Here is a 10,890-nt window from a genome sequence, read left to right as displayed (position 1 = left end):
CACCACGAAGACCGGCCTGACCGTGGAGGCCAGGCTCGGTCTCGGCGACTACCCCAAGGGCATCAAGATCAGCGACAAGGACATGAAGGTCTTCGGGAAAACCCTGCTCAGCCGCCACATCTTCCATCCCGACTGGAACTAAGCTGAAGGAAGTAGTTTTCGCGCGAGCCCTAACTCGCCGCTGGACCATGCCCGACGCTGGTCCAGGACTCTCTCGGTATCCGGGATCCAGTCCTTTGGTACCGGGGCAACGGCATGTCTGGCTCAGGCCGCGACCCTCTCCACGAGGAAGCGCAGCCGCTCGTCCACCGTGTCCCAGGCATCGCCGGTGAGATTGTCTAGCGCGGCGGCGGCCGTGACGATGAGCCGCCGAGGTGCGCCTCCACGTTGCTCCACGTGTGCGTCACACCAACCGCCTGGCCGCGCGGACCCGTGCCCACATCGCGGCGGCGGATCGTGCGGGCGCCCTCGTCGGCCGGCGTCTGTGTGGCCTCCACGTCTGTCCCTTGATGCGTAGGAAACTTACGGGCTGCCCCGCGATTGATCGTGGTCATGGGTGGGGACATGGCGGAGGCCGCGCGAGTTGTCTGGGGTGTGATGCTCAGTCAGGCCCGCGCGGCCATGTCTCATTGTGCCTTCTGCGGGCTCTCGAAGCAGCATCTCGGCGAGTCGGTGGCCGAGCCCGCACCACTGTGGCAGGCCCGGTGTGAGTCCGGGCGCCGGGAACGGCGCGGTGGTGCCCGCGAGCGGGAGGCGGGGGCCGGGCCGGAGTACGAGCTGGTCTTCGCCGACCGGCTGCTGGTGACCCTGGTGCATGTGCGGACTGGGCTCACCCACGCGGCTCTGGGGGTGATCTACGAGGCTGGTGCTCCACGACCGGCCGGGCGATCGGTGAGATCCGTCCGCTGCTGGCCGGGCGCGGATTCGCCGTCCCGGGCCGGCCGGGGCAGCGGCTGCGCACGATGGAGGATGTGTTCGCCTGCGCCGGGGCCGGGCAGGTCACGCTCAGGACCGACGGGATGGAGACCCAGGTCCGCCGCCCACAGGCGGGCCGGCCGGGCCGGCGCGCGTTCGTCTCCGGCAAGCACAGGCAGAACACGGTCAAGACCACCACGATCAGCGACGGCCAGGGCCGCACCCTGTTCTCCGGAGCCATCCGGCCGGGCCGGATGCACGACCAGACCGCGGTACGCACCGAGGGCATCGCCGGGCAGGGCCGTCAGCACCCGGGTGTGAAAGCCGGGGCCGACAACGGATACCGGGGCCTGGCAAACGAATTCCTCGGCCAGGTCCCGGCCCCGCCGGAGAAACCGGAGGGCACCGGCTTACGACCACGGGCCGCTGACCGAACGGTACGGCTGACGTGAGGCTAAGCGCCGCCAGTCCCCGGCCCGGATCAGCGTCGGGCACGCCAACGCGGAGCACCGCCAGTGGCGCCCACTCCAGCGATACACAGGACGCCGCGAAACCTACGGTGAAACCCACCGGGCCATCGCCGGCCTGGTCTCCGGCCGCGCCGCCCGCAGGCCCACCCGAAACAAGCCCAGCACCGAGCTCGTGCTTGTCCGCACGAAGGCCTGCTAAATCACCCACCAGCCGAATCGCCAGGCCACCACGCCCCAAGATCAATCGCGGGGCAGCCCGTTAGCGGCGTCTGCAAAATAGGCGCACTCTACGCGGCTGGAGTCCGCGACGCGTTCGTACCGGTGTGCGTCCCCCGCGCGGTGAGCCGGGCCTTGATCACGTCCGGGTGGCCGCACACCATTTCGGTCAGGTCGGGCTGAAGCACGCGTCCGCTGAACCTCACGCGCGACTGGCAAAACGACGAACCCCGCTCCGTAGAAGCGGGGTTCGTCCGCGCCCCCACGAAGCCGATCGCGGGGTACCGTTCTGTTGTCGAAGCAGAACAGGAGTCAAGTATGCACGCTCTGCCTCAAGACCACACCGGTGTACGGATCTCGCGTCTCCGCCGAGAACGCCACCTCACGCAGCGGGCCCTCGCTGACCTCTCCGGTGTTCCTTACAACACGCTCATCAAGGTGGAGCAGGGAAGGCTCGCGGCCACGCCACACGTCGTCGCCTGCTGCGCCCGCGCCATGCGAGTCGAGGTGGCCACCATCGTCGGACAGCCGTACAAGGCGGACCTGCGCGCCGACGAGCTCGACGTGCTAATAGCTCCTATCCGCCAGTCGCTGGACGTCTACGACCTGGGAGCCGACCCCGAAATCTCCCCGCGTGACCTCCGCGAACTACGGGAGGCCTCCGAGAGCCTGTGCGCTGCGGTCCGCGCTGGTGAGATCAAGCGCGCGGCCAGCGAAGTCGCGGGCCTCATCGAGGAGACAACCACGGCCGCCCACATCCACGGCTCCAGCGATGGGTGGATCGTCCTCGCAGCGCTCTACCGCACGTCGTACGACGTCGCCACGAAGTTGGGGTACGCAGACCTGGCGCAGCTCGCGCTTACACGGATGGACTGGGCAGCCCAGCGGGCGAACAGCGCCGTATTCGGAGGCGCGTACCAATACTTTCGGGCCCTCGCCTACCTGCGAGAGGGAAAGTTCCGTACCGGGCAGCGACTCGTCGATCTGGGCCTGCGGACGATCGTGCAGGCGGAAGCTTCCCAGGAGCGGGACGTCGTTACCGGGCAGCTCCACCTCGGGGGCTCAGTGATGGCCGGCCGTGCGCACAACGAGGAACAGGCCATGGGACACCTTGCGGAGGCCGAGAACATCGCGGCCCGCACTGGCGAGTCGCCGCAGGTCCTGTGGATGGCCTTCGGCAGCACCAACGTCAAGGTCCACCGGATTTCTGTTCTCGCTGAGCTCGACAAGTACGACAAGGCGGTGGACACGGCGGACGAGCTCGTCATCCCGGCCGACTGGCCGAAGTCCCGGACGAGCCATCACTGGGCCGAGGTCGCCCGCGCGCAGATGTGGACAGGGCGGTTGGAAGCCTCGTTCGCAAGCCTACTGAAGGCCCGGAAGACCGCCCCGCAGCAGGCGAAGTACCACCCCCTGGTGAGGGACACCTACGCCAGCCTTGAAGCAGCTCACCGGCGCCTGCCCGAGAGTTTCCTCTCGTACGGGAGCTGGCTGACCTCACAGGCGTGACGCTCCGTCAACCCGTGGCCCCAACTAGCCTGAGCGCAGGCTAGTTGGGGCCTAGTGGTGCCACCACCATGTCGTCACTAGCCATTTCGACATGGAGCCGACCATGACGACACACCTCGCGAAGCCGGAGCGAACCCGTCGACGGGCCTCTGCCTCCGCCGAAAGATCGAGAGGCTGCGAAGGCGCACGGTCAGCCCTCAAAATGTCCATCGAGCGCCGTCCCAACCCAGAAAGCGCCACCCTCTCCCAAGCCGACGCCGTTTGGCCGCAGCGACTTCGTCGCATCGTCCGGGCCAGCCTCGTCCACTGGGGCCGCCCCACCCTGATCGAGACGGCCGAGCTCCTGCTCACAGAGCTGGCGACCAATGCCCTCCGTCACGCAAACGGCCTTGACATCGGCGTACGCGTCTACCTTCAGGGCGACCACCTCGTAATCCAGGTGAACGACGGTTCCCCCGTTCTCCCCGCGCCGCGCAGCGCGGGCCCCGACGACGAGAACGGCCGCGGACTCTTCCTCGTCGACGCCCTGGCGGACGACTGGGGCGTGAGCGAGGACGGCACAACGACCTGGTGCACCCTCCCTTTGACTGAAGGACCCTCCGATATGGAACTCGTCGCGGTGACCGCGCCGGTCTTACGCGAAACGATGCTCGACATCCCCGCCTGCTCCCGCGGGGTGACCCTGGCCCGCATCACGGGCATGACTCGGCTGACGATGCTGGACTGGCACGGCAACGTGCATGCGGCCGTTGATGTTCTGGGGTGGCTCGTGGACAACGCGGTGAAGTACGGCCGAACCTCCGCCATACCTGAGCGGCTCTCGGCCGCCCTGCGCGTCACCGAGACCCAGGAACTCGTCATCGACGTCATGGACCCGAACCCCAGGTTCCCGGACTTCGACCAGGCCGTGCACGGTGAAGCGGGCCGCAGCCTCTGGCGGGCGGGGCGACTCGGCGCCAGGCTCTCCTGGTTCGTCGCTCCTGGCTTCGAGGGCAAGACCGTCCGCGCCACCATGCGGCCGGGACGGGTGGACCTGTGACCGCCCCGGCCGCCGACATGGCGGACCTGGCTCAGGTGATCCGCACCGTCCTGGACGTCACGCCCCGCCGGGACACCCGCGTACGCCTGGGGGCAACCTCTTCGACGTCATCATCACAGGCGCAGGACTGCAGGCCCGTTCGCGCCGTCGAGGCCCTGGACCAGATCCAAGGCGGCTGCGGGCCCGTCATCGAGGACCCGAATGCCGGTGGCTCTACTGGCTCGTCCCGCCTGGGTCGTGCGGTCGGTGGGTGCCGCACTCCCACGCCGTGTGTCTTGGAGCCCCCCACACGATCACCCTGCCGTCTCTCAGCCGGCACGCACCGCAGGGCCCCCTACTGGCTTCGGCCGTCGGCGAGCGACCGCCTTGTACCGGCCGGACCGCTCCGTGACGTGCTCACCCAGTACCGCCTCGAGCCGACGCCCCACACTGCCCTCACAGCTCGGCTCGGCATCACCACCTGAACCCCCGTGTCCGGCAATGACCGTCCCACACCGGCCGGACACGGGGTGTACCGCCCTGTTACCGCACCGGATCCGGCTCCAGCGACAGGGCCCCGAAATTCCCAAGAGGCGAGGCCAGCCTTCGTCCAGAACTGTTCCTCTCCTGCCCGGCGCCCCGGATGACGTCGGAGCCCTGGCCGCTGGGCAGGCTCAACTCTCCACGCTGTGCCCACGTTGTGCGTTGCACTCGCACCACGGCAGCTCATAACGGGGGTCCTGCGAACTCCCCCGTCCCATCCCGGGACGGCCAAGCCGCCCACCCAAGAAGGAGAAATAGACATGACCCAAGCCACCGCGCCCCAGGTCTCGACGGCTGCTGAGGACCTGACCGACGGTTGGGAGCTGGACACCACCATCACGCACTCCCCGACGCCGCTCGTCGACATGTGCGGCACCGGCGATGGCTGCGCGTCGACCTGCGCGTCTTCCTGCGCGTCGAGCTGACAAGCGCCTAGTGCGGGTGGGGTGGCGCGTTGCCCGCTCCCACCCGCACCACTTCCGGGAGGACACCTGTGAAGCAACCGATCTTCCGCCGGACCAGCGACGTGCTGGTCCTTCGCGCGGCCGCTACCCCCATGACGGCTCGCCCCGCCGATTGGCCCGACGGCGCGTGCGCGCGAGAGTGCCGCCAGTGGCTCAGGCGCATCTGGGCTGATGACGCCTTCGTCACTGCGCTGCGCTTCGCCTCCCCACGTCTTGTCGGCTATGTGGAGCGGATCCTTGCCGACGACGACATCGAGCCGCAGCGGATCCGCAAGGCAGTGGGCTCGGTCGCCAGCTACGTCCTGCGCGCGACCGGCCGAGCGACTCCGTTCGGCTTCTTCGCCGGCGTCGCCGTGGCCTCGGTCGGCCCTGCCTCAGCCACGATCGGCACCAAGCACCGTGCCGCCGCCCGCCCCGACACCATGTGGGTGGACCACGTGCGCAGAGATCTCGAAGCCCACGCCGATGTCCTTCCGCACCTGACGATCCGGGTCAACACCCTGGCCTTCCGGCACGGCGACACCATCAACGTGCCCCGCTCGCGCGGCCGCGTTGCCAGCGCCAGAATCAGCCGACCGCTGTCCGTCCTCCTGCGGGCTGCCGAGGAGCCAACCACCGGCCGGAGACTTCTGAGGCTGCTCACCGAGGCCGGCGGGACTCCCGAGGAAGCCCGGCATCTGCTCGGTCAGGCACTCGCCGACGAGTACCTGACCAGCGGCCTGGCGGCGCCCATGACGGTGGACAACCCCCTCAGCCACATCATGCGCACCCTTGCCCCGCACCACGACAGCCTCCATCCGGGAACGCGGCAGGTCCTCGCCCAGCTCGGCGAAACCATGCGGATCCTGGACGCCCACAACCAGGCTTGCGGACCCGCTGCCCACAAGCTGCGCGAAGCCGCCGACGACCTCATGTTGTTCGCTGACGCGCCCAGCCGCAGCCACATCGCGCTCGACCTCCGCCTCGATGCCCACGTGCAGGTCCCCGGCCGCGTCCTGCACGAGGCGGAGCACGCCGCATCCGCGCTCGTACGACTCACCCGCTCACGAGCCGAATCTCCCTTGTGGTCGGCGTACGCCACGCACTTTTGGGAACGCTACGGCGCCGGTGTTCTCGTTCCCGTACGCGAGGCTGCCGACCTGGCCGCAGGTATCGGATTCCCCGCTGATTACCCGATGTCGCTGTGGGTTGAGACGCCGCCCAGAATGCTGGCCCGGGACGAGAAACTCGCCGCGAAGGCGATGCACGCGGCCGTCACTGGTGCCCGGGAGATCGTTCTCACGGATACGGACATCGACGACCTGGACGAGGGGGTCGAGGCAGGACCTACGGCGCCTCATGTTGAGCTGGGCATCCGGGTTCGGGCCACCAGCACCGCCGCCGTGGACCGCGGCGAGTTCCTCATCGACGTGCGGCCAGCCTGGGCCGCGGGAGTCCTGTCGGGGCGGTTCACTGCGCTCCTTGGAGCGGAACTGTCAGAGCTGTACGCCACACTGCCCACCATGGTCCGAGGGGCTCTGCCCGTACAGCTCTCCTTCACGCCCGCCTTTCCCCACGGAGAGAACGTCGCTCGTATCCCCGCCGTGCTGCCGCATGTGCTCAGCGTCGGGGAGCACCGCGAACCGGCCGACCACGTCATCGGCGTGGGTGATCTGGCCGTGGTGTCCACCGGAACGCGCTTGTACCTGGTCAGCATCTCCCGGCGGCGCGTCATCGAGCCGCTCGTGATTCACCCGCTCGCTCTGGAGAAGCAGGCGCCGCCCCTGGCCCGGTTCCTGGCCATGCTCGGCCGTGGATTTGCCACCGCATGGACCGCATTCGACTGGGGTCCGGCCGCCACTGCGCTGCCCTTCCTGCCCCGAATCCGCTACCGCCGTGCGATTCTGGCCCCCGCACGCTGGAAGCTGTCCGCGACATCCATGCCGACTGGCCCATTCACGAAGGAGTGGTACGCGGCGCTGACCGACTGGGCCGCCACATGGCGCTGCCCCGCGCGCCTTGACCTCGCCGACGACGACCGGACCATGAGCCTCGATCTCGCCGAACCGCTACACGCCCGTCTGATCCACCAGCACCTGCAACGCCGCTCCTGGGCCCTCTTCACCGAAACGGTGACGGCCGCCGAGGTCGGGTGGATCGGCCACGCTCACGAGATCGCGATGCCGCTCTCCGCCGTCGCTCCCCAGCTACCGCACCCAGATCTGACCAGTGCCCCCCTCCTCACGAACGAGGGCCTCGCCTGCCCCGGAGCGGACGGCTGGCTGCAGGCGAAGGTATTCACCCACCCGACGGTGATGGACCAGATCATCACCCGCCGTCTGCCCGCCCTCTTCGAGGCCCTGGGCACCGAGGAGGTGTGGTTCGTCCGCTACAGGTCGCTACAGGAGACCGATCACCTGCGCATCCGTGTACCCGCCGGTCCCGAGGCCTGCGAGACGGTCGCCGCGTGGGTCAGGCAACTCACCGCAGACCGGCTCGCCTCGCACCTGGTCATCGACGAGTACCGGCCCGAGACCGGCCGCTACGGCACTAGCACCACGATGGAGGGCGCGGAAGCCGTCTTCGTCGCGGACAGCCGCCTGAGCCGGTTCGCGCTGGCCGACCTCCCCCGGATGGAACGGGAACTGCTCTGTGCCCTCAGCATGGTCGACCTGGCGGAGGGGTTCCTCGGCACCCAAGAGGGCCGGACCTGGATGGCTGCCACCCCGGTGCCGCGCGGCGGGGGACGTCCCGAGATCACCCGATCCGCTGTCTCACAGGTGCGCAAGAACTTCTTCCCTCCCCGTCTAGCCGCGGCCGTGGCGCAACGCCGGGCCGCCCTGGGGGCTTACCGGGCGCGCGTCAACGAGGGGCATACCGAGCGGGTTCTCGAGTCCCTCCTGCACATGCATCACAACCGAATCGCGGGCCTGGACCGGGCGAGCGAAGCCGCAGCCCGGCACGCCGCACGGCAGGCCTGCCGATCCCTACAGGCTCAGGGGGCAACGTGAGACACGACAGCCTGGACGCTGGCCTCATCGGGACCACCCTGTACGAGATGGTGGCCGCTCGAAGTCACGGCACCTGGGGAGCCGCCCGCGCCGCCGCGCAGGCCGTTACCGCACAGCCGGTCTCCGCTCACCCCGAGGAAGCTTCCCTGTACCGGGGAGTACCAGCCCTCGCCTACGCCCTGCACTTCGCGGAACCGCCCGCCTTCTCTCGAACCCTCGCGAGACTGGACGCCGAGACCATCGCTATCGTCGCCGCACGCCTGGACGCCGCTCAACGCCGTATGGACAGTGGCCGCCCACCCCGCATGCGCGAGTACGACCTGATCAGCGGACTGACCGGGCTCGGCGCCTACCTGCTGCGCAGAGAACGCCACACCGCCCTCGAGCGCATCCTGCACTACCTCGTACGGCTGCTCACCGAGCCTCTCACCGTCGCTGGCCACCACCTCCCCGGCTGGTGGACCGCTGACGGACCACGCGGCATCCCCCAGGGCGGCACATACAGCGCAGGGCACGCCAGTTTCGGCATCGCGCACGGAGTGACCGGCCCGATCGCTCTCCTCGCCCTGGCCAGCCGCGCTGGAATCTCCGTCGATGGCCAGGACAAGGCTCTCGGCGAGGCCATCATCTTCCTCAACACCTGGGCGCAGCCCACCCGCTTCGGTGTCCTGGCGTGGCCCGAACTTCTACCGCTGAGCGACTTCCTCACCGGCCCGTCCAGCGGAGCCCCGGCGCAACGGCCCTCGTGGTGCTACGGCACCCCTGGCATCGGCCGTGCTCTCCAACTGGCTGCGCTTGCCTGCCGCAACGAACCAGCCCGCCAGTTCGCCGAACGCGTCGTGCTCGGCTGTATCACCGATGCGGAGCAGCTAGACAAGATCACGGACACCACGCTCTGCCACGGCTGGCCAGGCCTGTTGCTCACCTGCGACCGCATCGCCTCCGACGCCGCGGTTCCTGCCCTCGCTGACGAACTGCCAGGTCTGCGCGCACGTCTTGACGCCCAACTGACGCAACACGACATACCCCAGGACGCCGCCGGCCTGCTCACGGGCGACGCCGGCGTTCTGCTCGCGCTGCACACCCTCAACGCCTCGCACCCCGCCGACCTGGGGTGGGAGACGTGCCTCCTCCTGAACTGAAAGGTTGGCCAGTGAGCCAGACACCCACCACGAACGAACTGCGCAACCGCCTCGTCGACCAGATCAGCACAGACGCTCGCCTGACCGCCAACGTCGAGCAGGCCATGCGCAAAGTCCCCCGGGAGGCATTCCTCCCCGGCATCGCCGTGGAAGACGCATACGCCGACCAGGCCGTCGCCATCAAGGAAAACCCTCTCGGCGGCCCCCTCCCTCTCTCCTGCGCGTCTGTCCCCTCCGTCGTCGGGACGATGCTCAGGCACCTCGAAGTCGAGCCCGGCGACCGCATCCTCGAGATTGGAGCCGGTACGGGCTACAACGCCGCTCTGCTCGCCGAACTCACCGGCAAGACCGGGCACGTTACCACTATCGACATCGACTCCGACGTGGCCCTGCACGCGCGGACCATGCTCGACCGCGCCGGATACCAGCACGTCCACGTAATTGAGCGCGACGGACTGATCGGCGCACCAGAGAACGCGCCCTACAACCGGATGCTCGCCGCCGTCGGACTGTGGGATCTGCCCGCGGCATGGTGGCAGCAGCTCGAGGAAGGCGGCCGCCTCGTCCTGCCGCTCAGGTGGCGCGGCCAGACACAATCCGTCAGCCTCCGCCGCCGGGGCGACACCCTGATCTCGGAGGGGATGGAGCTGTGCGGCTTCGTCCCGGTCATCGGCCAGGACGGGGAAAAGACGACGACACTCAACAACGACGACACCATCCGCCTCGTTCACGACGAAGACCAGGTTGTGGACGCGGGCGCGCTCGGCACCACCCTAAATATCCCCGGCATGGAAGCCATGTCCGAGCAGCGGATCGGCGGCGAGGAATCGTTCGATGGCATCTGGCTGCGCGCGACCGCCAGCGACGACCGCGTATGCCGTCTGGAGGTCCTGCCCGACGCGCTCGCGCAAGACGCCCTCCTGCGGCCGGCCATCCCGGTCCGCAGCCCGGTCCTGGTCGACGGGAACTCCCTGGCCTACCTGATCCACCGCAGGGAGGGCATCGACCCCGAGCGGCCCCACCGGCTCGGCGCGGCCGCCTACGGTCCGAACGCCCAGCAGGTTGCCCAGGACCTCCTCGCGCACATCGAAGCGTGGGGAGCCGCACGCACCGCAGTTCCCCGACTTGAAATCACCCCGCTGAAGACCGACGTGCCCCTCGCGCAGGGGCACGTGATCATCAAGACAGAGAGCCGCATGATGCTGACGTTCTGACCCCGCCACCCGGGGCGCTTTTTCAATGGGGAAAGGCGCGTGGCGGGGATGCCCGGAGGGTGCGGGCTCAAGCAGCGTGGGGGGCTCCGGCGGCGAGTCGGGCCTTGACCGCGGACCCGGCCAGCGCCACGGCGCCCTCCTCCGTGGGCGTGGCGGTCGAGACCTGCACGTATTCGCCCATGGCCGGGAGCCTAGCTACGCGGCCCTGGTCGCCACTAGATCACTCCCGGCAACGGCGCTTTGAAGGCGCCAGGGACGACGGCGGCCCCATGGCCTGGATGCTGCACGCCGACGGCTCATGGGCTGGGCCCGCGCCCACGCCAAGCCCAGCGAGCGCACCGCAATCATTCACCAAGGCGGCCCGCGGCGCCTGTGCGACCTGCTCGACCGGATCCGATGGCGGTGGCTG

At 69.0% G+C, this 10,890-nt stretch carries 9 protein-coding genes; 8 read left to right on the top strand and 1 reads right to left on the bottom strand.

Annotated features, from left to right (window positions below):
* Nucleotides 1–142, top strand: a 142-nt coding sequence (locus AC07DW_RS28995) for an ISAzo13-like element transposase-related protein (protein WP_478860639.1), incomplete at its 5' end; no start/stop codon positions are given.
* 122 nt (nucleotides 143–264) lie between these two features.
* On the opposite strand, the gene AC07DW_RS28990 is transcribed toward AC07DW_RS28995, so the two are convergent.
* Nucleotides 265–396, bottom strand: a complete 132-nt coding sequence (locus AC07DW_RS28990; protein ID WP_478860638.1) for a hypothetical protein — start codon at nucleotides 394–396, stop codon at nucleotides 265–267.
* 566 nt (nucleotides 397–962) lie between these two features.
* Here AC07DW_RS28990 and AC07DW_RS28985 point away from each other — a divergent pair.
* The 7 genes from AC07DW_RS28985 to fxlM all read left to right on the top strand — a co-directional run bounded on the left by AC07DW_RS28985 (nucleotide 963) and on the right by fxlM (nucleotide 10,481).
* Complete coding sequence (locus AC07DW_RS28985; RefSeq protein ID WP_478860637.1) at nucleotides 963–1,367, top strand: transposase family protein; 405 nt, start codon at nucleotides 963–965, stop codon at nucleotides 1,365–1,367.
* Nucleotides 1,368–1,919: 552 nt separating this feature from the next.
* Nucleotides 1,920–3,110, top strand: a complete 1,191-nt coding sequence (locus tag AC07DW_RS28980) for a helix-turn-helix domain-containing protein (protein ID WP_478860636.1) — start codon at nucleotides 1,920–1,922, stop codon at nucleotides 3,108–3,110.
* Nucleotides 3,111–3,312: 202 nt separating this feature from the next.
* Nucleotides 3,313–4,149 carry an ATP-binding protein gene (locus tag AC07DW_RS28975; RefSeq protein WP_478860635.1) on the top strand — a complete coding sequence of 279 codons (837 nt, stop codon included), beginning with the start codon at nucleotides 3,313–3,315 and terminating at the stop codon, nucleotides 4,147–4,149.
* A gap of 782 nt (nucleotides 4,150–4,931) precedes the next feature.
* Complete coding sequence (fxlA, locus tag AC07DW_RS28970; RefSeq protein WP_478860634.1) at nucleotides 4,932–5,096, top strand: FxLD family lanthipeptide; 165 nt, start codon at nucleotides 4,932–4,934, stop codon at nucleotides 5,094–5,096.
* Nucleotides 5,097–5,164: 68 nt separating this feature from the next.
* A complete protein-coding gene (locus AC07DW_RS28965; protein ID WP_478860633.1) occupies nucleotides 5,165–8,125 on the top strand; it encodes a lantibiotic dehydratase in 2,961 nt (986 codons plus the stop codon).
* Nucleotides 8,122–9,267 (top strand): lanthionine synthetase C family protein, encoded by a 1,146-nt coding sequence (locus AC07DW_RS28960; RefSeq protein ID WP_478860632.1) that lies wholly within the window; start codon nucleotides 8,122–8,124, stop codon nucleotides 9,265–9,267. The genes AC07DW_RS28965 and AC07DW_RS28960 overlap by 4 nt, the downstream gene beginning before the upstream one ends.
* Nucleotides 9,268–9,278: 11 nt before the next feature.
* Nucleotides 9,279–10,481, top strand: a complete 1,203-nt coding sequence (gene fxlM, locus AC07DW_RS28955; RefSeq protein ID WP_478860631.1) for a methyltransferase, FxLD system — start codon at nucleotides 9,279–9,281, stop codon at nucleotides 10,479–10,481.
* Nucleotides 10,482–10,890: the final 409 nt, after the last annotated feature.

This window comes from Streptomyces sp. NPDC045701, from assembly GCF_056432045.1.
This window is presented reverse-complemented; position numbering and strand designations above follow the sequence as displayed.